This is a genomic window from Paenibacillus sp. GYB006 (assembly GCF_036577645.1).
Lineage (GTDB): Bacteria > Bacillota > Bacilli > Paenibacillales > Paenibacillaceae > Paenibacillus.
Map to the genome: position 1 here is coordinate 309219 of NZ_JARBDA010000005.1, position 26767 is coordinate 335985.

The window sequence follows — 26767 nt, forward strand, 5'->3', positions numbered from 1 at the left end:
GGCGCTGCCCTCTGGACACCCGGAACTAGCGAACTGATCTCAGGTAGTGGATGGTTGAAAAAACTTACGTTTGTGGAAGGAGTCGCTGCTTGTCTTGCGTACTTGCTTTGCAAATACGCAAGGCGCAGCTTCCATGCGCTGAATACGCCTTCGGCTGGTACACTGCTCAGCTTTGCTCGAGCCGCCGGTAAAAACATCTAAAAGAGTTTAAACCCTTGTAGCCTTCGGCGTGTTCTGTCCCGCTTCGCTTGGGGCAGTAAGGGCAAGTGATTCAGACCCTTAGCCTTCGGCGTGTGCTGCCCTGCTTCGCTTGGAGCAGTAAAGGCAAGTGATCCAAACCCTTAGCCTTCGGCGTGTTCTGTCCTGCTTCGCTTAGGACAGTAAGGGCAAGTGATTTAGACCTTAGCCTTCGGCGTGTTCCGCCCTGCTTCGCATAGAGCTGTATGTTAAGTTGTTGTAACTTCTAACGTAATACGGATTCGATATCTGTTAGTTTTACAACTTGTTGCTCACCGGTTTCCATCGACTTGATCGCAATTTCTCCACGCTCAAGTTCATCATCACCAAGAATTGCAGTGTAACGTGCTTTTAAGCGATCGGCAGATTTCATTTGAGCTTTCATTTTACGGCCCAAATAATCTCGTTCTGCACTGAAACCTGCTTGACGCAGTTTGAAGATTTGTTTTCCTATTTCATGTTCAGCAGCTTCACCTAAAGCTACAAAATAAACATCAAGTGGTTTAACCGCCTGCAAATCTACTCCCTGTTTATCAAGGATGAGTAAGATTCTTTCCAGTCCGATACCAAAACCAATCCCTGGCTGATCTGGACCTCCTATACCAGCCACCAGACCGTTATATCGTCCGCCTCCGCCAATGGTATCAATTGCCCCAATTCCTTCGGCTTTGAGTTCAAACGCCGTCATGGTGTAGTAATCTAAACCTCTTACTAAACGGTGATTGAGTGTATATGGAATCTCGATTTCATCCAAGTATTGTTGCACTTTTTTGAAATGAGTCATTTCCTCTTCACTAAGACTATCCAAAATAGAAGGTGCATCTGTAAATTTATCCTGATCCACTTTGCAATCCAGCACACGAAGCGGGTTACGCTCCATCCGAGATTGACAATCCTTACATAAGGTCTCTTTCATTGGATTAAGGAAGCTAAGCAAAGTCTCACGATACGCAGCGCGGCTCTCTGCATTTCCTACAGAGTTTAGCTCTACGCTAACACCTTGAAGCCCAAGTTCACGGCAGAACTGATATCCAAGCGCGATAACCTCAGCATCAATCGCAGGATCTACAGCTCCGAACACCTCAACACCAAACTGGTGAAATTGACGCTGGCGGCCCGCTTGTGGACGCTCATAACGGAACATAGGTCCGGTGTAATACAATTTGGTTACATCCGGTTCTCCATATAACTTGTTCTCTACATAAGAACGAACGACACCCGCTGTTCCTTCGGGGCGAAGTGTCATACTGCGATCCCCTTTATCGCGGAACGTATACATTTCTTTCTCTACTATATCCGTTGTTTCTCCTACTCCGCGTTCAAACAAGTTCGTCTGTTCAAAAATAGGAGTACGAATTTCGCGGTAGTTAAACCTTCTGCAGAGATCCCTTGCTTTCTCTTCGACATACTGCCACTTTTCTACGACACCTGGTAACAAATCCTGAGTTCCTGTCGGTTTTTGAAAAGCCATTTTCATCCCTCCACTACATCCTAATCAATCTTTATACAACAAAAAAATCCCTCGCACTGTTTCATTACTGAAACAGGGACGAGAGATTGCTGAATCGCAAGAATCTACCGTGGTACCACCCACATTTCGAAAGATGAACTAGTACACACCCTTTATACAGGCATGAAAAAAACCAGCCATTCCTTCGCTTCAACGTGTAACGCTCGTCAGCGCGTAATGGCTACTCAAACAAAAACCCATCTAGGATTCCATCTTTCTTTCGCCACTCGTTCTCGAGGAAGTCATTCGTCCGGTCATCATGAGAATCCTTCCAGCCAAAGGGATTCATCTCTAGGCATGTGGGGCACGGAGTACTTGGTCCTGTCATCGAATCATTTATATTATCTATTATTGTTCGATTGTAATGAACCCATACCTCAAAGTCAAGCATTTCACATCATAAATTTACACAACAGGTGAGAGATATCCATTTCAAATTACCTTATTGTGCTGACCAATTAAAAAAAGACAGAAAAAAACCTACAAAAACGGTTTGTAGGTTAAAAGAAAAATATATTAAAAAAGGGGGTCATGCTGTTATTATAAACAGCCCATATTAACGAACGATGTTGTTTATATTACAAGTATGTTACAAATATGAAAACGCTTTAATTATTTTGTCGATTCCTATACATATCATAACAAAAATCATAACAAAACAAGAGCCCTTTCCCCTGGGAAAAAGCTCTTGTTGTCTTGACTGACTATTTGTTATTCAAATGATTCTACAAAACCGCCGTTCTGACGAATTTTGTTGACTACATCATTATATTCTTCATCTTTCACTTTACAAGAAAGTACATACCGGAGTTCGTCATGATCCGCTGATGATACATCCTCCGCATTTAGAATACCGCCTTCCCGGTTACCGTTAATATCAGCAGTAGTCACTTCCCCACGGTCATCATTTGTAATAACAGGTACGATAGGTACGCCTTGAGCTGATCCTGTACCTGCTACCCCAACTCCTCCAGTTCCGCTTGCTGTGCCCGAACCTCCGTTATTCGGTACGAAGGGGAGCAGGATATGTTTTTCCCTTCCTACTCCGGACTCTAATTCACCAACCTCAAGCTGTTCTGTCGCATAGACCTGTAGTGAAGTTCTTGCTCCTTCTGCCTCATTTTCCGTTCTAAAATACGCTTGTATCCTCTTTGACATGACAAACCCTCCTTTAAAGTGATGTATCCAGGTAAAGTGACATATCTAATTAAATTGCTTTTAGAATTTCACGAACAAATGCTGGTTCATCTTCCGGTGTACGGGAAGTAATGAAGTTACCATCAACGACTACTTCTTCATCCACGAATGTAGAGCCCGCATTAACCATGTCGTCTTTCAGCGGTGGATAGGAAGTAATCGTCCGACCGGACAACAGCTCCGCACTCGCTAAAATTTGTGGACCATGGCAGATCGCTGCGATTGGTTTTTTCGATTGATTTACTTCTTTTACAAAATTCAATATGTCTTTATTGCCACGCAGGGCTTCTGGAGAAGAACCGCCTGGAATGACTACACCATCAAAGTCACTTGCTTTAACATCTGCAATTGCTTTGTCAACTTTATATTCTGCTTTCTCTTGTTTCCCTTTAACTGTCTTACCTGCTTCAAGTCCGACAATAACGACTTCGTGTCCTGCTTTTTTCACCTCATCGTAAGGTACCTTCATCTCGGAATCTTCAAATTGGTCTGCTAATAAAAATGCGATTTTACTCATCGATATCGTCTCCTTTCTGGCTAATGTGCCTCGAGATGTAATTACCCTGCTATGCGGAGTTTATAACATAAAAGGTGAAAATACTTGATCATATTCTCTTCATCACGATGCATCAAAAAAAAGCGATCCCCCTTGTTTGACTGAGATTAAGCAGCCAATCAGGAGGATCGCAATAACTTTTATGGGCGAGGCATATTTTCCCTTGCCGGTTTATCCAATTGTCTTGTTTCAAAAATAGCGGGTAGATTGCTCGACGCCTGCCTGGCAAGGTGCATCGCTTCCGAAACACTACTCGGCAGAAGTAAAGATGAGTAACTCATATTCGCTTGTTTAAAAGATTGACGCATAATAAAAGCACCTTCTTTTTAACGGATCATTTCGGTTATATCTCCTATTATGTCCGGGTCCTTTTCATATTAGTCAGGCTCTTTCCTTAAACAAACTTTCCAAGCATTCTCACACTTTACTTTCAAGTATCAAAGTAACAGGGCCATCGTTTGTGAGCGACACATCCATCATGGCTCCAAACTTCCCAGTCTCCACTCGCAGCCCTTTTTTTCTTAACTGCTCGTTAAAGTATTCATACAATGGTTCAGCTACATCTGGCTTCGCTGCAGCCATAAAGTTTGGTCTTTTTCCTTTGCGTGTATCTGCGTATAGCGTAAATTGGGATACCGATAAAATAGCCCCTTGTACATCAAGAACACTGTAATTCATTTTACCCGATTCATCTTCAAAAATACGCAAACCCGCAATCTTCTCAGCCAAATAATCTGCATCTTTCTCCTCGTCTTCATGGGTAACACCCACAAGAAGCATAAGGCCTTGACCGATTTGGCCAATCATTTCGTCGTCCACCGTAACTTTAGCGCTGCTGCAACGCTGGATAATCACTTTCACTATTTACATACCCCTTACCTTACAGCCTATTGCATAATTCGATGTACGCTATATACGTCCTTCACTCGTTTGATCTTCTCCACAACAGACTGTAGATGATCTGTATTCCGAATGAGAATCGTCATATGCACTTGAGCCAGTTTGTTCTTATCTGTTCTGCCTGTAACAGCGGAAATATTCGTCTTGCTTTCAGAGACAGCCTGAAGCACCTCATTAAGCAAACCATTCCGATCATGTCCTGTTATCTCAATATCGACACTATAGTTTGCTGTTTCGCTTTCGACTTCCCACTCCACTTCAATCACGCGGGCTGCTTCTTCCTCTTGTCCATCGACAGACGGCAGGTTAGGGCAGTCCGTTCTATGCACAGACACACCGCGTCCCCGCGTAACATAGCCGACAATTTCGTCACCAGGTACAGGATTACAGCATCTGGCAAAGCGAACGAGTAAATTGTCAATTCCCTTCACGCGAACACCATTGGTATGCTGTACTTTGCGTTCAGGGGCTACTTTGATTTCTTTCCGTTCCGTAGTTAGTTCCAGAAGATTCGTTTCTTCTTGCTCCTTACGGAGTTTTTCAGTAAGACGTGTGACGATTTGAGATGCTGTAATGCCACTAAATCCGATCGCACATAACATATCATCGATATCATTAAAAGCAAAACGCTTAGCTACTTCTTGAAGTTTTTCGTCTGTCAGCCACTGAGAAGGTTCAAGACTGAGGCGTTTCATTTCACGCTCCAGGCTCTCTCGGCCTTTTTCAACGTTTTCTTCCCGTTTTTCTTTCTTATACCATTGCTTGATTTTGCTGCGCGCATGAGAAGACTGCGCAATTTTCAGCCAATCTCGGCTCGGACCATAAGAATGCTTGGAAGTCAAAATCTCCACGATATCCCCGGTTTTCAGCTGATAATCCAGCGGAACAATCCGGCCGTTCACTTTTGCCCCAATGGTTCGGTTACCGACCTCTGTATGGATCCGGTAAGCAAAGTCCAGCGGTACCGATCCTGCAGGAAGCTCAATGACTTCTCCTTTTGGCGTAAAGACAAACACCAAATCAGAGAAGAAATCCATTTTAAGAGATTCAACGAATTCAGAGGCATCTTTTGCTTCATTTTGCAGTTCAAGAATTTCCCGGAAGAAAGTGATGCTGTCTTCAAGATTACTCGCTCCGCCCTCTTTATAAGCCCAGTGAGCAGCAATACCAAATTCAGCAGTACGGTGCATATCCCAAGTACGAATTTGAACCTCCGTAGGCTCACCATTTGGTCCAACAACCGTCGTATGAAGGGATTGGTACATATTCGCTTTTGGCATCGCAATATAATCTTTAAATCTGCCTGGCATCGGCTTCCATAACGTATGGATAATACCTAAGGTTGCATAACAGTCCTTAATATTATCAACGATAATACGAATAGCAAGCAGATCATAAATCTCATTAAACTGCTTGTTCTTTGTCGTCATTTTCTTATAAACACTGTAGATATGTTTGGGTCTTCCTGAAAGATCCGCTTGAATCCCCATTTCTCCCAATTTCTCATTAATTCGGTCAATAACGTTATCAATATAAAGCTCACGCTCTGCCCGTTTCTTATGCATCAGGTTCGCAATCCGGTAATATTGCTGCGGGTTCAGATATCTCAAAGCGATATCTTCCATCTCCCATTTAATCGCAGAAATACCTAACCGATTAGCAATAGGACAGAAAATTTCCAATGTCTCATACGAAATACGACGTTGGCTTTCTTCTGACTGATATTTAAGAGTACGCATATTATGAAGACGATCCGCAAGTTTAATCACAATGACACGGATATCTTGCGCCATCGCTATAAACATTTTACGATAATTCTCGTTTTGCTGCTCTTCCTTTGAACGGAACTTAATTCGCTCAAGCTTAGTTAATCCATCGACCAGCATGGCACACGTCTCGCCAAATTTCTTTCTGATTTCATCCAGAGGAACTGTAGTATCTTCTACAACATCATGAAGCAGGGCAGCAATAATTGATATGCTGTCCATCTGCATATTCACCACGATGTCTGCCACCGCCAGCGGATGCAATATATACGGTTCACCTGATTTGCGCGTCTGTCCGTGATGGGCTTCTTCAGCAAAGTCATAAGCCTCACGGATCAGGGTAAGCTCAGGTTCTTTGATATAGGCTCCAGCCTTCTCCAGTAATTGCTCTATGCCCATCTAGATTTGTCCGATTCCTTTCTATAATAAAATGGAACCCGCCGATCTTACATCTACACAGGTTCCCCGAAAAAGTGATTTTATAATATTATGACGCTTACCTGCTTCTACGTCAACCATCGCCAGTAGATGACATAATCTGATGGGAATCACCATTTCTCCGTATTCCTTTCCTCTGCGCTTGATCCAGCATGACCACTTTTCCGCAAAAAATTACATTGAAAAATGATGGGAATCTGTATATCCTAGTAAAGATTGTTTGCGATGACGCTTTTACAGCATGACATGAAAATTGAATAAGGAGTGAACTCATTTTGCAACGTGAAATACAAGTTAATGAGAAATTACCATTGGGTCCAGGTTTTTTACTTAGTATCCAACATTTGTTCGCTATGTTTGGAAGTACCGTACTTGTTCCTAACTACTTTGGGGTAGACCCGGGTATGATTTTGTTAATGAACGGATTAGGGACACTTCTGTACATATTTATATGTAAAGGGAAAATCCCTGCTTATCTTGGTTCAAGTTTTGCTTTTTTAGCACCTGTAGGAATGGTACTGAAAAATAATCCGGGTAATGGATACTCAATGGCACTGGCTGCTTTTATTATTACCGGTATTATCTTCTGTCTCGTAGCACTTATTGTTAAGTTTGTTGGGACAAGATGGCTGGATGTACTCTTCCCACCCGCTGTAATGGGTGCTGTTGTTGCCCTGATTGGACTAGAAATCGTCCCTGTTGCCGCAGGAATGGCAGGACTGATTAATTCTAACCCGGCAACCAATCCGAATTGGGCTCCTGACGCTACCACAATTACACTCTCTATGGTAACTCTCGGTGTAACCGTACTAGGTGCACTCTTGTTCCGCGGGTTTGCTAAAATCATTCATATTTTGATTGGGATCGTTACAGGTTATGCACTAGCCTTTTTCATGGGCGTAGTCGACATTCATTCTATTACAAATGTGGACCTTATAACTGCACCAACAATTACTACTCCTTCATGGGATATTGGCGTAATTATTACCATTGTACCTGTGGCACTTGTTGTTATAGTCGAACACATTGGTCATCTACTCGTCACAGGCAGTATTGTTGGAAAAGATTTATCGAAAGACCCCGGGCTTCATCGCTCTCTACTCGGTAACGGAATCTCAACCATCATTTCTGGTTTTGTCGGATCTACACCAAACACAACATATGGTGAGAATATTGGTGTTATGGCACTTACAAAAGTGTATTCCATTTTTGTTATTGGCGGTGCAGCGATTATTGCTGTTGTATTGTCATTCTCAGGTACGTTTACCGCTGTAGTCGCTAATATTCCTGATGCAGTCATGGGCGGCGTATCACTTTTGCTCTTCGGGATCATAGCCGCATCTGGTTTCCGTATTTTTGTAGAACAAAAAGTAGACTTTTCTAAAACAAGTAACATGATACTTACTACTTTAGTATTTGTAACAGGCCTCAGTGGTGCAACACTTACCATTGGTACGGTTGAACTAAAAGGGATGGCACTAGCAACTATAGTAGGTATGATTGCAAGCCTTCTGTTCGGTCTGTTCCATAAACTTGGATGGATTGATGAATCCACCGAAAAAAATAATCACTAAAACCAAAAAGGGTATCCTCCGAGCGGAGGATACCCTTTTTTTTGAACCTAAAAAGCAGATGACAAGTTTTTAGGATATTTCCCGAGAAACCTGTCATCATGAATCTAAAATTCAGCCTGAGAATTATTAGTGCTCTTACAACTTAGTATTTCATCAAAGAATATACGTTGATATCTGTCAGTTTATTTCTACCTTTAAGTTCTTCAAGCTCGATTAAGAAAGCAGCACCTACCACATTGCCTCCAAGTTGTTCTACAAGGCTTACCGAAGTTGCTATGGTGCCTCCTGTTGCGAGCAGGTCATCTGCGATCAGCACATTTTGTCCTTTTTCAATCGCATCTGAATGCATAGCAAGTTTGTCTTTTCCGTACTCTAGGTCATATCCAAGTTCAATAGTCTCACCTGGAAGCTTTCCGCTTTTACGAATCGGAGCAAAACCAACACCCAGTGCATAAGCAAGCGGTGCGCCCACTACAAATCCACGTGCTTCTGGACCCGCAATAACATCAATTTTCAGATCAGAAACCATTTCTTTCATTTCATCTATAGCTTTGCGATACATCTCGCCGTCTTTCAACAGGGTTGTAATGTCCTTAAAACTGATTCCTGGTTGTGGGAAGTCAGGTATAACCCGAATGTACTCTTTAAAATCCAAAATAATCTCCTCCTAATTTAAATGAGCTAGGATGCACCCTTTGTCTGAGATCTCATCCATTGCATCAGTTGGGGCGCTGCCAAATCAAACATGGCTTTCTCCATTTCAGCCAGCTGCTCAATGGCCTGGTAGTTCCTGGAATCCGTCAAACTCTGCTTCGGCGGATTTGTCACAAAGGTCAATGTACCTGAATGACGTTTGATAAATGACAACTCTTCAAACACGTCCATGACTTTTGACATCATTCTTACAGAATATCCACATTGTCGGCTTAAAGCCTCAATCATTTCTTTTTCAGGCACAGCTTCCTGTCCCCATTTTGAAACAAGGACATATATACGTTTAAAGTCATCACGACTCGGTCGTTGTAATCTTTGTTTAGGCTCAACCGTACGGTGAAGAAGAATGACATTATTCGCTTTCACAATCATGCTTTGCATGGCTGTCCATTGCTCTGCAGTTTCAGGGATGTCCAGCACAAACAGACTTTCCAGATGCTTATCGCCAATTTTTTTGGCTGAATCGTTCCACGGAACGATCCCAACCTTCCTATCATATACCCAAACGGCCTTTTCATACAAATGGTTTTCAATAGCAAATAAGTTTTTCTCTTGAACAAGAACTGCGATCTTTCCATCATTAGGAATTATTCTCTGAGATAGGTCTTTTAAAATGGTATTCATTTCCTTAAGAGGTTCTCTGCACCCACGGTAATCAAACACCTGACGTGTTTTCACCCGGATATCTTCCATCATGAATTGAGGTTTTCTAGACCCATTCCATTCATTAATTTGAAGCGTCCCCATCACATCGATTACCGATCCCTCTGGGATGTAGTCAGCAAGTTTACCTTTTCCAAAGGAAATAGCATCCAGCATTTTCCCATCCTGTTCAATCGTTAATTTCAAATGAGTTAAATCTTTTCCCATTTTCCGGCTTGCCATCAGTTTAGCATCTCGAATAATAAATTTAGGAGTAGGATTATTCATACCAAAAGGCTGCATTTGTTCCATTTCTTCAATTACATTCAGCGGTACTTCGGATATACGGCACTCTCCGTCTGTCTCTGTAACAGGAATAAAATGCTCAGGCTTCATTACTTGGCCGGCATACTCATTCAGTTTACATTCAAGCAGCTCCAGTTTATCCCGATGAAGCGTCATTCCTGCCGCAGCCGGGTGTCCCCCATAATGATCCATGATGTCTTTACAAGCGGTCAAAGCCTCATACATATCAAGTCCAGGAGTGGACCTAGCCGAACCTTTGCATTTTCCTGTGGCAGGATCAATCCCCAAGATCAGTGTAGGGCGATAATATCTCTCGAGCACTTTTGAGGCGACAATACCCACTACGCCTGGATTCCAGCCTTCACCAGCTACAACGATAACATTAGGAACTTTGCCATCCACTTTTTTTTGCTCCAGTATCTCAAAAGCTTCCTGCGTCATTTGCTCTACCACCTGCTGCCGCTCACGATTAAGCAGATCTAGTTCCTCCGCAAGATGCGCAGCTTCATCAGGATCTTCCGTTGTTAACAAGGAAACCGCTCTGCCTGCATGGGCTAGTCTGCCACTGGCATTAATACGAGGGGCAAGAGCAAATGCAACATTCGTTGAATTAACAGTAGGCATGTCCATTCCACTGATTTCTAACAGGGCTCGAATTCCGGGAAATGAGGTATCTCTCATTTCTTCGATGCCTCTTTGAACAATAACCCGATTTTCATCGATAAGCGGCATGAGATCAGCGACGGTTCCGATCGTAACAATTTCCATCCAGGCACGAGGTACACTTCCTAGAAGCGCTTCTGCCAACTTCATAGCAACTCCAACTCCGGCAAGCCCTTTAAAAGGATAAGGACAGTCCTTCTGTTTTGGATTAATTAAGGCGTATGCTTCAGGAAGAACTTCAGGCGGCTCATGGTGATCCGTAACAATAACATCCATTCCGAGGGTTTTAGCGTAAGCAATCTGTTCGACAGCACTAATTCCTGTATCTACGGTAATGACTAAGGTAACTCCTTGTTGGTGCGCCCAATCCAGTGCATGATTATGAAGACCATATCCTTCATTCGCTCGATGAGGAATATAGATATCGTACGAGGCAGACAGCTCTCTCATAAGATAAATCATAAGCGAAGTACTTGATACTCCATCAGCATCATAATCACCATAAATAAGGATATGTTCGCCTTGCTCAAGAGCTTCACGGATACGAGGAACAGCTTGGTGCATTCCTTTCATTAGGTACGGATCATGAAGCACTTCATCAGAAGGACGCAAAAACTGCTCTGCTGTTGATTTACTATTGATACCTCGGTTTAACAATAATTTTGACATCAAATGAGAAATAGATAATTCCTCTGATAAACCTTTAACCTGCTCATCTGTAATCTTGGGCTCGTTCCAATGATATTGAGAATAAAGCACTCATTAATCACCTTTCTTTCTAGCAAAAAAACAAAACTCAGATAATCCTGAGTTTTCATTTTCATTCTTATTGTAGTAACGTGTTCGTCTCTCTCTCGGCAAGATCACAATTACTTTTATATGGGTATTCTGATTGATAGGGAACGACTTTCAGCTGAACGCTAGATACTTGTTCAAAACGTCCCATTAGTAATACTTTCGATCTTTCCGCTACTTCTTGTGCTTCTGCTACGGTCATACGCGGATTGACGGTTATTGTTAAATCAATATGAATTCCTTCTTCACGTTCATAGGCACAAATATGCTCCACGGTAACAATACCATGAACACGCTGAACTGTCTGCATGTAATCATAGGTATCTACAAAAGATTCTTCTTTTTGCCGTGGTATGTGACCTGTTATAAGCAGATAGCTTCTCCAAATCACGATTCCTGAAGTTACAAGAGCAGCCAGAGGCTCAGCATAAAGAAGGTAGAAATAATCAAATGATTTACCAATCATAGATAAAATAATCCCAGTAAGCACCAATAAAGAAGTGTAAAATGCGTATCTGTGCTGTTCAAAATAACCTTTCATAATGGAACGTTCAGCGTCTTTATATGTATGGCGCCATTCATATTGAAACCAAAGTTCAGCAAAAGCGAACGCGATAACTGCTGCAATTAATGCACTGATATGCGGGGGCTCTGGATCTGCCTTAATCATGACTTTAACAGAAGATATAGCAAGTTGAAGCCCACCCAGTAGAACCATTAGCGGAACAATGAGTGCTATGAATTGGCCAACTTTCTTCGTTTTCTCTGAAGATTCTGTGGGCGATCCTTTACCGCTCCATACTTGATATTGTCGTGTAAAAAGAGAACCTGCTTCGCCTGCGGAATATAGAGCATCGCTTAATAATGCTTTATTTCCCGAAGCAATACCAACGCTTCCTTTTACAATGGTTAGAACAGTATTCTTACATACTTCCATCCAGAACATTACATGTATTGCTCGGTGTTGTTTGGTGGTCATCCGTGTTCCCCCTCTACACGTAAGACAGTTATATTAGAAAACCGCGCCTATAACCATAAGACGCGGTTTTCGGTAATCCTTGAGTAAGTTATGGAGTCGTCTTAGAAGGATTATTGTGATTTGGTTTTTGTTTGCCTTTAAGTATTGCCCATAATGGACTTGCGATAAAGATGGATGAGTAAGCCCCAAATACAAGGCCGATCACCATGGCAAGTGAGAACATCCGAATGGATTCTCCGCCAAGCAGGAACAAGAACAGCGATGCAATAAATACTGTAACTGTTGTGTACAGAGAACGAGTCATCGTTTGTGAAATACTGCGATTGACAACTTCGTTTAAATCTGTGCGTGTTTTAATTTTAGAGAAACGCAAGTTTTCACGTATACGGTCAAATACTACAATGGTGTCATTAATCGAGAACCCGACAATGGTAAGTACTGCCGTTATAAATGTTAGATCCACTTCCAATCGGAATATCGAGAAAATACTGATAACAACAAACGCATCATGCAGTAATGCCACAATAGCAGCAACCGCAAATCTCCATTCAAAACGGATCGTTACATAAATCATAATACCCAAGCTTGCAAGGAGAACAGCATAAATCGCATTTCTACCCAGCTCTTTCGCCATTTCTGGATCTACCGTATTCACTTCAAAGGAAGCCTCAGGATCGATTTTCTCGTTAAAAGACGCTTTTAAGCTACTTTCTTGTTCTTCATTAAGTACAGAAGGAAAACGAATACTAATCCGGTCACTTCCTGCAGAGATCTGAGGTTCATCCGCTGCAAGTCCGATTTCTTCAAGGACCGGCTCAATCTCTTCTTTCGTTACTGATTTGCTTGCTGTAATATCCACGTTCGAACCTGATCGGAAATCTACACCGTAGTTAAGTCCAAAGACTGCCAGACTTAAAATACCAAGCAGTGTAATGATAATAGAAAAGGTGTAGAAATACTTACTAATTTTAATATAGTCATAATCCCATTTAAAGCGCACGAATTTCACTCTCCTTCACTCCGAAGTAACTAGGCTTCTTGATGAGATTTGCTTTCACAAGCAGGTTCAATAAGAAGCGGGAGAAGAAGACATTCGTGAGGATACTTGTCACAATATCAATAATTAGAACGATGGCGAATCCTCTTACAGACCCGGTTCCTAACCAGAACATAACGGATGCGGCAATAATCGTTGTAATATTGGAATCCATGACCGTACGGAACGAAATTCTCTCACCTGATTTCACAGCAGACAGGATACTTTTACCGCTGCGAAGTTCTTCCTTAATCCGTTCGTAAGTAATAATATTGGCATCGACTGCCATCCCAATACCTAGAATGAAGGCCGCTATTCCCGGAAGAGTCAGAACAAAATCACCGAGATAGAAAATAGCGAGTACAAGCCAAGTATGTGTGATGAGCGCAAAGCTTGCCACCACGCCTGGAATACGATACAAACTAATCATAAAGACTAGGATAAAGATCGAAGCAATAATCCCCGCTTTTATCGTTTGCTCAAGTGATAATTGACCTAGGCTTGCCCCAACGCTCTGAGAATATTTCTCTGTCAGTTTAAGCGGTAATGCCCCTAAGTTAATTGTATCACGAAGCTCGTTTGCTTCTTCTCTTGTATAACTCCCTGAAATTTGCGCTTTACCATCAGTTAATGTTTGTCTAACCTCAGGAGCGGACAACAATTCATCATCAAGGTATATAGCAAGTGGTTTACCTTGGAGACGTTTTGTAATTTCAGCAAATTTTTCTTTGTCTTTCACCTGAATATCGACCATTGGTTCATTCAGAGAGTTATAAACGACGGATGCGCCGTTCTCAACAAATTCATTACCACGAAGCTCGATTTTGCTGTATGTTCCGGGCTCATCATCTTCTGTTGCACTCCGAAATGTTAGTTCGGCAGGTTCTTTCATTTTACTCCGTACCTCTACCTCATCCGTAACGCCTGCAAGCCTTAAACGAATGCGGTTCGTACCCTCTGTAGTTACTTCGGGTTCACTTGTGCCTAGTGCATTCGCACGTTGCTCCAAGCTTTTTGCGGTTTGTGTAAGTGATTCTCTGGTGATTGCTTGTCCAGCTTCGAGCGGCTGTGCTTCATATAGAATCTCAAAGCCTCCCTTAAGATCGAGGCCCAAGCGTATATCTTTGAGCAGCCCCGGGCTTGTATAGGCCATAACGCCGACCGTTACAAGCACGACCAGAATGAAACTGACTATTCTCTTCATGCCGTCCATAGTTCCCCCTTCATTCTCAATATTCCCATTATAGCGATGCAGGAAATCTCAGTCAATTTTCATTAAAAAAGTCCTCTTCCTTAGAAAGAGGAGCCTCGGTATGCAGATACTGTCATAAAGTTCATAAAACTGGTAGCTTTCAGCGACAAAATATCATTCACCAGTTGATGGAGTGGGGGGATTCCTTGTTTCTCATATTTGCGGCTGACGCAATTCCAAACATCCTTACTTGTTACATATTGATATCCCACTAATTGAAGTTCTTCTGCCTTACTGCAGCATAAGAGCTCAATTGCATTTTCCAGCTCGTGGGCGTCCATTTCTTCAATAAATGATTCCATGGCGTTAAATCACTCCTTTTGTGCTCCTGCTTACCTATTCGACATCTTCCTACAGTATTCCTGCCTGGCTGAACGAGCATCTCCCTAGTGGATAAAAGGAAATCATCTGATTGTTAACTAACAGTCATGAGATAGGACAGGTTCGGCATATTCATGAAGTAGAACTAGTACCATATGACAAACCTATTATGTACTAACCCATGGGGAAGAGGGATTAACACTTATGAAAAAACAAACGTTCATCCAGGGGACTATGATTTTGCTAGCAGCCGGCATCATTAATCGGATCCTGGGGTTCATACCCCGAATCGTTTTACCACGGGTCATTGGTGCGGAAGGCGTTGGCTTATATCAGCAAGGATACCCCTTTTTCATCGTTATCGTAACACTCATTACAGGTGGAATTCCGCTAGCTATTGCTAAGCTTGTAGCTGAGGCTGAATCCTATGGAGACGTAAAAGCGTCAGAGAAAATCTTAAAAACAAGTCTGTTCTTTACTTTGACTGCTGGTACCGTCTTTACAGCGTTATGCCTTCTATTTGCTCCATTTGTAACAAGCCGAATTCTTACAGATGAAAGGGTTTATTACACATTTGTTAGTATGACGCCCATGATCTTAATCGTCGCCGTCTCATCCGTATACAGGGGCTATTTTCAAGGGAAACAAAATATGATTCCATCTGCGAGTTCCTCCATTGCTGAAACACTCATGCGTATTTTGTGCGTACTATGGTTCTCCTACCTTCTGTTACCAAAAGGAATCGAATTTGCGGCTGCGGGAGCCATGCTCGGTGCAGTAGCAGGAGAGCTAATTGGCATGTTTGTTTTACTTTGGCAGCATGAACGCAATAGAAAAGCGGGTATAATGGTGCCCGCACCTATGCCGCAGTCCCATAAGACTAAGATGGAAAGTAAATCTATATTCAAACGAATCATGTCTATTTCAATTCCGGTTACTGCGGGACGTTTGGTTGGCTCCATCTCCTATCTTCTCGAAACCATTGTCACAGCACAAAGTCTTGCCCTTGCCGGATTCACGAAAGCAATAGCAACAGCACAGTACGGAGCGATGCAAGGTATGGTTATTCCTTTGCTTCTTTTGCCAGGTGCACTTACTTCTTCACTTGCTACGTCTTTAGTTCCTTCTCTGTCTGAAGCTGCTGCCCGAAAAGATTACAAAACAATTCACAAAAGAATGCACCAATCTCTGCGTTTAGCGCTTGTTACTGGCGGACCATTTGCAGTCATTATGTATGTCCTCGCAGAACCGCTGTGCCTGCTTCTTTACAATAACAGTTCCATTGCAGATATGCTGAGGACCATGTCTCCCTTTGCTCTATTTATTTACACGCAAGCTCCCTTACAAGCTGCTCTTCAAGCTTTAGAACGTCCTGGTAAGGCGCTCTTCAATACAATGCTGGGTGCCATCATTAAGATCAGTCTCATCCTTTATCTTGCCTCAAAACCCGAATACGGTATTTATGGCGCCATTATTGCCATCTGTATTAATGCCCTTGTTGTAACTCTGCTGCATGGGAGAAGTCTAAAGCAACTCCTTGGTTTTCGTTTTCGCTGGCTTGATGCTCTAAAAGTGGGCACAGGAATGATCATAATGGCAGCCGTTGTCGAGTATTTATTTCATCATCTCCCTTGGCCGAGTATATTGTTCCTTCAGTTTCTTGCTTCTAGCTTTATAGGTCTGCTTCTATATTTATCGGTTATGGCAGCTTGTCGCTTAATTGATCTGCATGATTTATCTCGTGTTCCTATTTTAGGCGCTTGGATTCGTCGTAAATAAATGAATTACGGTTTTTTCTTTACGTTAACGTACAGCTCTCCTTTGTGGTCAATAGAACATAAAAATACATCTTTAAAATCTTTAACTCCTTTTTCTTGAATCCGATTTTTAAGCCAGAAACGATTTTTCTCAATTAACTCCAAATTAGAATCTTGTACTTTCCCGTCCATAATCAGCGGCAATGGCAGAGCTCCATAACGTATATTTTGCATTGCCTTTATATGTTCCTTACTCTCATCACTACTTTTGATGTCTTCTTTCGATTTCAGATCGCTCTCATGTGCTGTTTCTGCAGATCCTGAGTCCCCTGTGTTGTCAGACAACGGAGCATTATTTTCTTTTTTAAAGGTGGTGAGTTTACCCGTCGTCTCCAGGATCGCAAACTGTAAATCATCAACATTATCTATACTTTGTTCTCTGAGCTGCTGCATTAGATCATCTAAGTTATAACGTTGCTTTCTCATTTCTTCTCGTTGCAATTCACCGTTAGAGACCAGGATGACCGGTTTACCATCCAAAGCGAGCCGAAACCAGCGGCTTTTCAGTCCGATTAGAGCGATACCCACTTGCAGAACAACGAGAACAATAATAGGAACGATTCCTTCATAAATCGGTCTTTTTATATCTTCAATAGCAAACACCGCAATTTCAGCGAGCATAATGGATATAACGAGATCAAAAACAGATAATTTTCCAATTTCTCTCTTTCCCATCAGTCGGATCGCAAATGCAGCTATAAAATACATGAGTATTGTTCTTCCAATATGTAACATGACGTGATCCATCTTTTATGTCATCCTCCCCTGCTTTGAGTCACAATCATTTGCACCATAACAGTTCATAGGTTGACCGAACATGGAAAAGTCATGCCATTTAATTAATGGAAAATCAAGTTCATATCATAGATAGCTTGACCATACAATGTATTAATGAGAACCGAATGATTAAGGGAGGTCACCTTCATGCAATTTGTTCGCCGTTTGTTTTCTGTACGAATTAATAATCCTCTGCTCTCTGGTTTAAATGCTGCTTTCATCTGGATGTTTATCGGCGCATTCGTCTTATCGCTTTTTCTTTGGCTTACAGGTATGCGTGAGCAGGATTTATCATTCTACACTTACGTAGTACATGCTGTTTCAATACTAATAGGGGGCTTTATATCAGGCAAAAGATCAAATGAACGCGGATGGTACCACGGTGGAATTATGGGAGCGGTATACGGACTTCTTATCCTTCTCATTGGTTTTCTTGCTCTTGATTCCTCCTTGCAACTGCAAGATGTGCTGCAATGGGGTGCTGCATTTATTTTAGGAGCAATCGGCGGTATTTTTGGAGTGAATGTAGAAAAATCCTAAAACATCAAGATCTAAATAAAAAAAGACTGTAGGCACACTAGTTAAAGCTAGTGTGCCTACAGTCAGAAAGGACTCCTAAACAGGAGTCTTCTTTTGTTACTTACGCTTTATTTTCGGCGCTCTCTCTTGGAGATACGGCACTAATACTGCTGCGGTTAAATGTCAGTTTAGTGACATCGTTTACACGCAGTACAACAGTATCATCCATTACCTCTGTGATCGTACCGTGAAGGCCGCCAATCGTTACTACTTTGTCTCCCTTTTTCAAGGAATTCAATAAGTTTCGATGTTCTTTTTGTCTTTTTTGCTGTGGTCTAATGAGCAAGAAGTAAAACACTGCAAACATAAGTACCATCATAATGATTAGCTGCAAACCACCGCCAGCTGCATTCGTTGTTGCTGTGAAGTTCAACATTTTATTCCCCCCTTTCAAGACTCGGTTATAAGTAGTTTACTTAGAACCCTTTGTCATTATCATGCAATCCATATTGATCAAAAAATTCATCCCGGAAATCAAGCAATCGATCATCCATAATAGCTTGACGTACTTTCTTCATCAAATCTAACAAGAAATGAAGATTATGGTACGTTGTAAGCCGCAGACCAAATGTTTCATCAGCCTTGATCAAGTGACGAAGATAAGCCCTTGAATAATTCCGGCAGGTGTAGCAATCGCACTCAGGATCAAGTGGACCAAAATCACGGGCGTATTTTGCGTTACGAACAACAAGTCGACCTTGACTTGTCATCGTTGTCCCATTCCGGGCAATACGAGTTGGAAGCACACAGTCAAACATATCTATACCGCGAATTGCACCTTCAATCAATGCGTCTGGTGAACCTACTCCCATTAGATAACGAGGTTTGTTACTAGGCAGCAAAGGTACAGTGTAATCCAGTACATCGTACATTAAATGTTTGGGTTCTCCCACACTCAATCCACCAATAGCATACCCCGGGAAATCCATGGAAGTCAAATCCCGAGCGCTCTGTTTTCGCAAATCTTCATGCATTCCGCCTTGAACGATTGCGAACAATCCCTGGTCATTTGGCCGCGCATGACTTTCAAGGCAACGCTCAGCCCAACGACTTGTTCTCTCAAGTGATTTTTTAACATATTCATAGTCTGCCGGATAGGGCGGACACTCATCAAATGCCATCATAATATCAGAACCTAGTGAGTTTTGAATATCCATGGCAACCTCAGGAGAAAGGAACAATTTATCTCCATTCAAATGAGAGCGGAAGTGCACGCCTTCCTCTGTTATTTTTCTCATTTCACTGAGAGAAAATACCTGAAAACCACCGCTATCTGTCAAAATAGGACGATCCCAGTTCATAAATTTGTGAAGTCCGCCTGCTTCGCGAACAATATCATGTCCTGGTCTGAGAAACAAATGATAGGTATTGCTCAGAATGATCTGTGCTTCCATCTCTTTGAGTTCTTCAGGACTCATCGTTTTTACTGTTGCTTGTGTGCCTACTGGCATAAAAATAGGAGTCTCGATTACTCCGTGCGGAGTATGAACGCGCCCAAGACGTGCTCCTGATTGTTTACAAGTTTTAATGTGTTCATAGGTTATCGCTGCTGACATTTTTCTCTCATCCTCTATCTGAATAAATAAACATCGAATCTCCAAAACTAAAGAAACGATATTGTTGTTTCACTGCCTCATTATAAGCTTCCATGATTTGCTCTCTGCCTGCAAGGGCACTGACCAGCATCACAAGAGTAGACTTGGGAAGATGGAAATTAGTAATGAGTGCATCCACTACTTTGAACGTATAGCCGGGATATATAAAGATATCCGTCCAGCCGCTGCTTGCAGCCAAGTCTTGACCTTCAAATTGATTTCCCACCGTCTCCAGTGTTCGGCAGCTCGTGGTCCCAACCGCAATGACTCTTCCGCCACTCTTCTTGGTCTCGTTAATTAATTCTGCTGTCTCTTGCGATATAGAGTAATACTCGGCATGCATAACATGATCTTCTACTACGTCTACTGACATCGGTCTAAACGTTCCAAGTCCTACATGGAGAGTAAGAAAACCAATGCGAACTCCTTTTTGTTTAATTGCCTCAAGCAGTTCAGTAGTAAAATGAAGCCCCGCCGTTGGAGCGGCAGCGGACCCTTCATGTTTTGCGTAAACCGTCTGGTACCGCTCTTTATCTTCTAATTTTTCTTTAATATACGGAGGCAATGGCATTTGACCAAGCCTATCCAATATTTCCTGGAAAATACCTTCATAATGGAAACGGATAATCCGTCCCCCCATATCGGTCTCTTCTTCAATCGTAGCTGACAACTCGTCTCCAAAACGGATGACAGCCCCTTTTCTCAGTCTTTTCCCTGGCTTAACAAGGGTCTCCCAGCGATTGTCGCCAAGATTATGGAGAAGCAGAACTTCTGCTTTAGCTCCTGTATCTTCTTTTACACCAAACAATCTTGCAGGTATAACTCTTGTATCATTCAGAATCAACGTATCGCCGGGATGAAGATAATTAATGATATCTGAAAATGTATGGTGTTCCATTTCCCCGCTGTCCTTGTTCAGCGTCAGGAGTCTTGATGCAGTTCGATTTTCAAGCGGTGTCTGAGCGATCAGAGATTCAGGTAACTCAAAATCATATAGATCTACATTCATTATGTCGTCATTCCTTAACTATAGTTACGTTCTGATAATAGTGTTTCAAAATAGACTGGTAATCATACCCTTCATCTGCAAGTCCTTTTGCTCCCCACTGAGACAGACCCAGCCCGTGCCCATATCCTTGACCTGTAAACAGAAAAGCTTGGGACTTACTAACTGCTCTTGCCTCGCTGTCTTTGTTCATGACAACCAGGGAGTTTCCAGAATAAGATGTCGTACCGGAAGCTGATACTACAGATGTTCCAGCTGCCCCAGATTTAGTCACAACCTGTCCATTTGCACCTAGTACAGTATAACTTCCGGTATTCGTAATATCAAACAAAGTACTCGGTAAACTTCCAAAAGCACTGCGATATGCATCTCCGTATTTAACACCAAGCACTTGTCCATTCGCTTTCACTTCTACTGCTCTACCCGATGGACCCCGGCTTGTTACTTCCAAGCTAGAAATAGTGGATGGAACAGTCGTTGATATTTTTCCTTGAAGCATGGCTGAAATTTCCGCAGATGTAAACGGTCCACGCATCCAGCTGTACGTACCCGATTCTTTTGCTTCTCCAAGAATAACTAATTCAGTACCTGGATTTAACTGGGCTACAGGAGATACACTCGACTGGATGAGAGGAATTTTACGAACGTTTGTATTTTTAGCAGTAACCGTAAGTTTAGGCAGCCCTGCCGCAGTTCTTCCTTCCAAGAGTTTTGTATTATCTTCCCGGATATAGCCTGTCTTTCCGTCACTTAGAAGTACATGATACCAATTATGTGTCCCTTCTTGAGCAGACTTATCTCCTGCACTATCTACGCTTGCGAATAGAGTCCCTCCACCATTCCATACTTCAGACGGATCCGCAGTTATCCCTCCCGCATTGGAAGAAAAAATAGCCTCAACAACTTTCCCGCCGCTTTTTATAACTTCCCCGGCAGTAGCATCTACTGCATTGGTTACATTCTGATGTTCCGATCCGATTCCGTTATAAGCTTGGCTTAACGTTGTATCTACCACATTAGCGATCTTAAATTTATTTCCTTGAAAAAGTGCATAGCTCCGCGCAGCAACGGATTGTGCTTTTAAAGATTCCGCTGGCCAAGATGGGTATACTTCCGCTCCAACAACGGAATACAGATACTCTTCAAGTGGTACTTGATTGACAAGAGCGAGCTGCCCGTTATATGCACTTATTTCAAAATCTCCTCGATATGTACGTCCGGAACGCTCCGTTACTTTTATGCCCGTGCTACTTGAATCCAGCATTATCTTCATATCGGTTCCGCTTACGATATAGTGGTTGGTTACTTCCGGGGAGACCAAATTAAGAGTCACATCTTGCCTAATGATTAAAGCATTCATTCCCGCACTTACCGAACTTAAAGATAGCTCTGGCAATTTTACTTTTACGAGTTTTTCTAACGCAGCTAAAGAAGCAGCTGTTGTTTCTTCACCAACCCATACTGCATATTCAGGCCTACCGCCTTCCGACTGGATGACTGTAAAGGCATCATAGCCGCTGGAAGTAATCGTATCACGCATTATATCTGCATCTTTCTTACTTGCAAATACTCCTGCTTGACTATGCTTGCTTCCTTTCGCAACTGGCTTTTGTCCAGCTAAATAAGAAGCAGCTGTCTTCTGTGTTCGTACGGCAGCTGCTTCCGCAAGAGCTGATGTCGAGTAATTTCCTGTGTAAACTTGATATATTGTTTTTCCGTTTTTAGAGGATTGATAAATGATTGGTTTATCGACTGTTCCCTGTAGTACTTTTGCAGCTCCGGAAGCCGTCTTAAATACATCTGTTTCTAGCACTTTCACACGAAAACCATCGACACTAAAACGAGTTTGTGTCGAGGCAGGTAGTGATATCCATGATTCATAACCTGATGCCCCATTCATCCCAGCAGTCCAATCTCCATCCGTTTGAAGTGTAACTGCAGGTGTAGTGGATCTATAGGTGCTTCCGAGATCTGCGAACAGTGCGACACGAATAGTGTCATTTATTGCAGCACTAGCTGATGGAAGCGGCCCCCATAAACTACCTGCCAGCAGTACTGCAGCAAGGGTCATCTTAGCTCCCTTTGTCCATAAGGAGCGGACACTTTGAGTTTTCATTATTCGGTTCATTTATCGTTCTCCTCCCCATTCGTTGACCCAGAAATTCCTATTCGCTTATTTTCAACTTGTAGCCGCGCACAACACAAAATTTGTACTGCCTAAGCATCAAATTATCGATCTGTCGGCATTGGAATTCCTAGATGCGCATAAGCAGCTGGAGTCACCATTCTGCCTCGCGGAGTTCTTTGCAGAAAACCAATTTGCAGGAGATACGGCTCGTACACATCTTCAATCGTTTGACTTTCTTCTCCAATGGTAGCTGCGATCGTATCAAGACCAACCGGTCCTCCGCGGAAGCTTGTGACCATCGATTTCAGCATCTTATAATCTATATCGTCAAGTCCACGCGGATCGATTTGCAGTCTTTTAAGTGCCTCTTCTGCTAGTGACGAAGTAATGATACCATCCCCTCGTACCATGGCAAAATCCCGAACACGTTTGAGCAGACGGTTCGCAATACGCGGTGTCCCTCTCGACCGAAGTGCAATCTCTTCTGCAGCATCTCCAACAATTTCAATACCAAGTAAATCGGCTGTACGGGAAACGATAAAAGTTAACTCATCCACAGTATAAAACTCAAGCCGGCTGATCACTCCAAACCGATCTCGAAGTGGAGCAGATAACAGACCTGCTCTTGTCGTAGCACCGATCAAAGTAAACGGCGGGAGATCTAGACGCACAGAACGCGCACTTGGACCTTTACCAATCATAATGTCGAGTGCAAAGTCCTCCATTGCAGGGTACAGCACTTCCTCTACAGAACGATTAAGCCTGTGAATTTCATCAATAAACAGGACATCCCCTTCTTGCAGATTGGTCAGCAAAGCTGCAAGATCACCAGGCCGTTCAATCGCCGGTCCAGAAGTGGTCCGCAGGTTCACACCAAGTTCATTCGCAATAATGTTTGACAGCGTGGTTTTACCAAGTCCTGGCGGGCCGTATAAGAGCACATGATCCAGTGCTTCATTTCTCATCTTGGCAGCTTCAATGTATACCTTTAAGTTTTCCTTTACTTGGTCCTGCCCAATATATTCATTCAAATAGCGGGGACGCAAACTCAGCTCCACCGCTTGATCTTCCATCATCAGGTTGGCGGATATAATCCGGTCATCCATACTTATCCCTCTATTCTATTCCTGTTTATCCGGTAAAAAGCATTTTCAGAGCTTTCTTCATAAGTACATCTGCTGTATCTTCTGCGGTTGTATCGTTTTTCATGCGAAGCCATACTTTATCAAGCTCACTGTCGGTATATCCAAGGGCTTTCAGACCTTCTCTAGCCTCGGACCAGTATGAGCCGTCGCCTTCAGCTGCTACATTAGGAGCAAATAGTCCAGTGGCATATATCGCTCCTCCAAATCCATCCAGCTTATCTTTTAGATCAAGAATCATACGCTGTGCTGTCTTTTTCCCGATCCCTGGAAGTTTGGTCAGGAAAGTAATATTCTCTTGATGAATCGCAGTAACCAGCTGATCTGGCGTACCTCCCGTTAAAATCCCAAGGGCGACACGAGGACCGATTCCTGATACTTCAATGAGTTTCCGAAACAGTTGTTGTTCTTCACGACTTCCAAACCCATAAAGCAGCATCGCATCTTCTCTTACATGGTGATGTGTGTATACTGTAACGGTACCTTCCTGTTTAGCAAAAATATAAGGATTAGGACAAAAAATCTGATATCCAATTCCCTGTACATCAACTACGACATAATCATTCTCAATGATTACGATCGGTCCTTTGATATAGTCGATCATTTTTTCAAAACCTCATTTAACTTAGAATTTAGTGTATAAGAATGAGCATGACAGATGGCTACAGCTAGTGCATCGGCTACGTCATCCGGTTTAGGGATGGCTTGCAGCTTAAGATACATTTTGACCATTTCCTGAACTTGTCTCTTCTCTGCTTTACCATAGCCCACAATAGCCTGTTTAACCTGCATCGGCGTATACTCCGCAATAGGTAATCCTCTTTGAATTGCTGCGAGAATCAACACACCCCTTGCCTGACTGACCGACATGGCTGTCGTTACATTTCGATTAAAAAATAGTTTTTCTAATGCCACAGCATCAGGCTTATATTTATCAATTAATTGCAACATCGCCTCATACACATGAAGCAGTCTTTCCTCATCGGGTGTATGTGCCTCTGTCTGTATACATCCATATTGAACAGGAGTGAGTTTACTCCCTGTTTTATCTATAAAACCAAAACCAACAATAGCAATACCCGGGTCAATTCCTAAAAAACGCAAACACATCTCTCCTTAACATACTGCGAACATATGTATCGTTTATTCATTATATCAAATGTTACAGCCCTATAACGAAAAAGTTTGCGCTTCGACGAAAACTCCGAATATTCCCTGAATTTTTTCGTATAAAAACGAAAAAAGACGGATCTTCATCCGTCTTCTCTCGCCTATCTTTTCTTACCTATTCTACAATATTCCCTACAGGGGCAACCGCGTAATCACCAAAAGTAGAAAGCACACTGTTATATTCCTCTATATCCTGAACACGTATGCCATTTTGCAGTTGCTCAAGGACGCCGGCTGGTAAAGAGGTTTCCATCGAACCAACATCAAGTTGAAAAAAAGTACGAATGGTCTTTTCTTCCTTCGGCTTTCCATCAAAGAGTGTTAGGTTCCCTTCTTTATCCAAACTCATATATGCGTTCTCTTTGCAATGCGGAGACAGGTCATTAACTGTTTCCTGTACTACTAGATCATTTCCCGCCTCAATATAACCAGACCAGCCAGGATGCTGCTTGACTAGAGTGATCATTTCTTCTGGAGTGAAGTCACCCAAATTTATGGTTTCTGTACCACAAACATAGTTCTTCTCTAAAAAAACACGCCGCAATTTGTCGTTTGAACGAATCTGTTCCAATAGACTCGCTTGGGCCATGTTGCTGTCTTCTTCAAGGGATGAGTTTTCTTCCATCACTTCAATGCTGCTGCCTGCTGTTAAGAGGGATTGTACCATCTGAGAGATCGGTAAGCCGGCCCCTGCTAATACTGCAAGTAAAATACATATTGTGAAAGTCGTTAACGTTCGTTTGATTTTTTTCCAACGTTTATTAAAATTAAGGAACTTCAATTGGATCCCCTTCTAACACACTTTTTAGTCTATTGTGACCGAGATCCAATCTTTATATACAAAAAAAGGTTATTGCCTAAGCAATAACCTTTTCATAATCGGGATGACACGATTTGAACATGCGACCCCCTGGACCCAAACCAGGTGCTCTGCCAAGCTGAGCTACATCCCGAAATATATATGCCGGTGAAGGGACTCGAACCCCCACGGTTTCCCTCACGATTTTGAGTCGCGCGCGTCTGCCAATTCCGCCACACCGGCTTATTTCTTGTTTCTTATTTAAAAATAAAATGGCGCGCCCTGAGAGATTCGAACTCCCGGCCTTTTGATTCGTAGTCAAACGCTCTATCCAGCTGAGCTAAGGGCGCAAAAAATATAAAAGCGGACGACGGGAATCGAACCCGCGACCCTCGCCTTGGCAAGGCGATGCTCTACCGCTGAGCCACGTCCGCAATTAAAGGATGCGCGTGAAGGGACTCGAACCCCCACGTCAAAGACGCTAGATCCTAAGTCTAGTGCGTCTGCCAATTCCGCCACACGCGCATATAAATGATGGTGAGCCATGAAGGGCTCGAACCTTCGACACCCTGATTAAAAGTCAGGTGCTCTACCAACTGAGCTAATGGCTCCTAACAATAAGGAAGCTAGTCCCTCAATCAGTAATACTTCTAGGATAAAAATGGCGGAACTGACGGGATTCGAACCCGCGATCTCCTGCGTGACAGGCAGGCATGTTAGGCCTCTACACCACAGTTCCAGGTATTACAATTGCGGGGGCAGGATTTGAACCTGCGACCTTCGGGTTATGAGCCCGACGAGCTACCGAGCTGCTCCACCCCGCGATATTTATATGGTGGAGATTGAGGGGATCGAACCCCCGACCCTC

24 protein-coding genes and 8 tRNA genes are annotated in these 26767 nt (G+C 42.8%); 3 read left to right on the forward strand and 29 right to left on the reverse strand.

Annotation, left to right across the window (positions count from 1 at the left end; translation table 11 throughout):
• Positions 1-463 precede the first annotated feature (463 nt).
• The 6 genes from hisS to PV403_RS14825 all read right to left on the reverse strand — a co-directional run bounded on the left by hisS (position 464) and on the right by PV403_RS14825 (position 6565).
• A complete protein-coding gene (hisS, locus tag PV403_RS14800; protein ID WP_332085135.1) occupies positions 464-1708 on the reverse strand; it encodes a histidine--tRNA ligase in 1245 nt (414 codons plus the stop codon).
• A 750-nt stretch (positions 1709-2458) separates the two neighbouring features.
• Complete coding sequence (locus tag PV403_RS14805) at positions 2459-2905, reverse strand: hypothetical protein (protein WP_332085136.1); 447 nt, start codon at positions 2903-2905, stop codon at positions 2459-2461.
• A gap of 49 nt (positions 2906-2954) precedes the next feature.
• Positions 2955-3461, reverse strand: a complete 507-nt coding sequence (locus tag PV403_RS14810; RefSeq protein WP_332085137.1) for a type 1 glutamine amidotransferase domain-containing protein — start codon at positions 3459-3461, stop codon at positions 2955-2957.
• A 179-nt stretch (positions 3462-3640) separates the two neighbouring features.
• Entirely contained in the window at positions 3641-3808 is a 168-nt protein-coding gene (locus PV403_RS14815) for a hypothetical protein (protein ID WP_332085138.1), read from the reverse strand.
• A 109-nt stretch (positions 3809-3917) separates the two neighbouring features.
• Positions 3918-4361 (reverse strand): D-aminoacyl-tRNA deacylase, encoded by a 444-nt coding sequence (dtd, locus tag PV403_RS14820; protein ID WP_332085139.1) that lies wholly within the window; start codon positions 4359-4361, stop codon positions 3918-3920.
• Positions 4362-4387: 26 nt separating this feature from the next.
• Complete coding sequence (locus tag PV403_RS14825; protein WP_332085140.1) at positions 4388-6565, reverse strand: RelA/SpoT family protein; 2178 nt, start codon at positions 6563-6565, stop codon at positions 4388-4390.
• A 314-nt stretch (positions 6566-6879) separates the two neighbouring features.
• Between PV403_RS14825 and uraA the strand changes: the two genes are divergently transcribed.
• Positions 6880-8178 carry a uracil permease gene (gene uraA / locus PV403_RS14830; protein WP_332085141.1) on the forward strand — a complete coding sequence of 433 codons (1299 nt, stop codon included), beginning with the start codon at positions 6880-6882 and terminating at the stop codon, positions 8176-8178.
• Between the two features lie 142 nt (positions 8179-8320).
• Here uraA and PV403_RS14835 read toward each other — a convergent pair whose 3' ends face one another.
• The 6 genes from PV403_RS14835 to PV403_RS14860 form a co-directional block, all read right to left on the reverse strand.
• A complete protein-coding gene (locus tag PV403_RS14835; protein WP_213534363.1) occupies positions 8321-8833 on the reverse strand; it encodes an adenine phosphoribosyltransferase in 513 nt (170 codons plus the stop codon).
• A gap of 26 nt (positions 8834-8859) precedes the next feature.
• A complete protein-coding gene (gene recJ, locus PV403_RS14840; protein WP_332085142.1) occupies positions 8860-11262 on the reverse strand; it encodes a single-stranded-DNA-specific exonuclease RecJ in 2403 nt (800 codons plus the stop codon).
• A 67-nt stretch (positions 11263-11329) separates the two neighbouring features.
• Entirely contained in the window at positions 11330-12277 is a 948-nt protein-coding gene (locus PV403_RS14845) for a cation diffusion facilitator family transporter (RefSeq protein ID WP_332085143.1), read from the reverse strand.
• A gap of 88 nt (positions 12278-12365) precedes the next feature.
• Positions 12366-13277, reverse strand: a complete 912-nt coding sequence (secF, locus tag PV403_RS14850; RefSeq protein WP_332085144.1) for a protein translocase subunit SecF — start codon at positions 13275-13277, stop codon at positions 12366-12368.
• Positions 13267-14517, reverse strand: a complete 1251-nt coding sequence (gene secD, locus PV403_RS14855; protein ID WP_332085145.1) for a protein translocase subunit SecD — start codon at positions 14515-14517, stop codon at positions 13267-13269. Before secD ends, secF begins: the two co-directional genes overlap by 11 nt.
• An 89-nt stretch (positions 14518-14606) precedes the next feature.
• The gene (locus PV403_RS14860; protein WP_191798690.1) at positions 14607-14867 is read right to left on the reverse strand and encodes a post-transcriptional regulator; all 261 of its coding nucleotides are present in this window, start codon (positions 14865-14867) and stop codon (positions 14607-14609) included.
• A 223-nt stretch (positions 14868-15090) separates the two neighbouring features.
• Here PV403_RS14860 and spoVB point away from each other — a divergent pair, with 223 nt between their 5' ends.
• On the forward strand, positions 15091-16665 hold the full coding sequence (spoVB, locus tag PV403_RS14865; protein ID WP_332085146.1) for a stage V sporulation protein B: 1575 nt from the start codon (positions 15091-15093) through the stop codon (positions 16663-16665).
• 5 nt (positions 16666-16670) lie between these two features.
• Here the strand turns inward: spoVB and PV403_RS14870 are convergent, their stop codons facing one another.
• Positions 16671-17450, reverse strand: a complete 780-nt coding sequence (locus tag PV403_RS14870) for a DUF421 domain-containing protein (protein WP_213534373.1) — start codon at positions 17448-17450, stop codon at positions 16671-16673.
• 177 nt (positions 17451-17627) lie between these two features.
• Here PV403_RS14870 and PV403_RS14875 point away from each other — a divergent pair, with 177 nt between their 5' ends.
• Positions 17628-18020 carry a TIGR04086 family membrane protein gene (locus tag PV403_RS14875; protein ID WP_213534375.1) on the forward strand — a complete coding sequence of 131 codons (393 nt, stop codon included), beginning with the start codon at positions 17628-17630 and terminating at the stop codon, positions 18018-18020.
• A 100-nt stretch (positions 18021-18120) separates the two neighbouring features.
• Here PV403_RS14875 and yajC read toward each other — a convergent pair whose 3' ends face one another.
• The 16 genes from yajC to PV403_RS14955 all read right to left on the reverse strand — a co-directional run bounded on the left by yajC (position 18121) and on the right by PV403_RS14955 (position 26723).
• Positions 18121-18435, reverse strand: coding sequence for a preprotein translocase subunit YajC (yajC, locus tag PV403_RS14880; RefSeq protein ID WP_213534377.1), 315 nt, complete (start codon positions 18433-18435; stop codon positions 18121-18123).
• 40 nt (positions 18436-18475) lie between these two features.
• Positions 18476-19615: a tRNA guanosine(34) transglycosylase Tgt gene (gene tgt / locus PV403_RS14885; RefSeq protein ID WP_191798686.1), complete on the reverse strand. Its 1140-nt coding sequence runs from the start codon at positions 19613-19615 to the stop codon at positions 18476-18478.
• Positions 19616-19622: 7 nt separating this feature from the next.
• Positions 19623-20663 (reverse strand): tRNA preQ1(34) S-adenosylmethionine ribosyltransferase-isomerase QueA, encoded by a 1041-nt coding sequence (gene queA, locus PV403_RS14890; protein ID WP_213534379.1) that lies wholly within the window; start codon positions 20661-20663, stop codon positions 19623-19625.
• 7 nt (positions 20664-20670) lie between these two features.
• A complete protein-coding gene (locus PV403_RS14895) occupies positions 20671-22788 on the reverse strand; it encodes a SpoIID/LytB domain-containing protein (protein WP_213534381.1) in 2118 nt (705 codons plus the stop codon).
• Between the two features lie 101 nt (positions 22789-22889).
• Positions 22890-23894, reverse strand: coding sequence for a Holliday junction branch migration DNA helicase RuvB (gene ruvB, locus PV403_RS14900; RefSeq protein ID WP_213534383.1), 1005 nt, complete (start codon positions 23892-23894; stop codon positions 22890-22892).
• A gap of 25 nt (positions 23895-23919) precedes the next feature.
• Positions 23920-24534 (reverse strand): Holliday junction branch migration protein RuvA, encoded by a 615-nt coding sequence (gene ruvA / locus PV403_RS14905; protein ID WP_213534385.1) that lies wholly within the window; start codon positions 24532-24534, stop codon positions 23920-23922.
• Positions 24531-25034: a crossover junction endodeoxyribonuclease RuvC gene (ruvC, locus tag PV403_RS14910; protein WP_213534386.1), complete on the reverse strand. Its 504-nt coding sequence runs from the start codon at positions 25032-25034 to the stop codon at positions 24531-24533. The genes ruvA and ruvC overlap by 4 nt, the downstream gene beginning before the upstream one ends.
• A gap of 181 nt (positions 25035-25215) precedes the next feature.
• Positions 25216-25881 carry a BofC C-terminal domain-containing protein gene (locus PV403_RS14915; protein WP_213534388.1) on the reverse strand — a complete coding sequence of 222 codons (666 nt, stop codon included), beginning with the start codon at positions 25879-25881 and terminating at the stop codon, positions 25216-25218.
• A gap of 98 nt (positions 25882-25979) precedes the next feature.
• Positions 25980-26053: transfer RNA gene (locus PV403_RS14920), tRNA-Pro, on the reverse strand.
• A 9-nt stretch (positions 26054-26062) separates the two neighbouring features.
• Positions 26063-26142, reverse strand: a tRNA-Leu gene (locus PV403_RS14925).
• 30 nt (positions 26143-26172) lie between these two features.
• Positions 26173-26249 (reverse strand) — tRNA-Arg (locus PV403_RS14930).
• Between the two features lie 12 nt (positions 26250-26261).
• Positions 26262-26333: transfer RNA gene (locus PV403_RS14935), tRNA-Gly, on the reverse strand.
• A gap of 10 nt (positions 26334-26343) precedes the next feature.
• A tRNA-Leu gene (locus tag PV403_RS14940) sits at positions 26344-26424 on the reverse strand.
• A gap of 10 nt (positions 26425-26434) precedes the next feature.
• Positions 26435-26510, reverse strand: a tRNA-Lys gene (locus PV403_RS14945).
• A 51-nt stretch (positions 26511-26561) separates the two neighbouring features.
• Positions 26562-26638: transfer RNA gene (locus tag PV403_RS14950), tRNA-Asp, on the reverse strand.
• Positions 26639-26649: 11 nt separating this feature from the next.
• Positions 26650-26723 (reverse strand) — tRNA-Met (locus PV403_RS14955).
• Between the last annotated feature and the right edge of the window lie 44 nt (positions 26724-26767).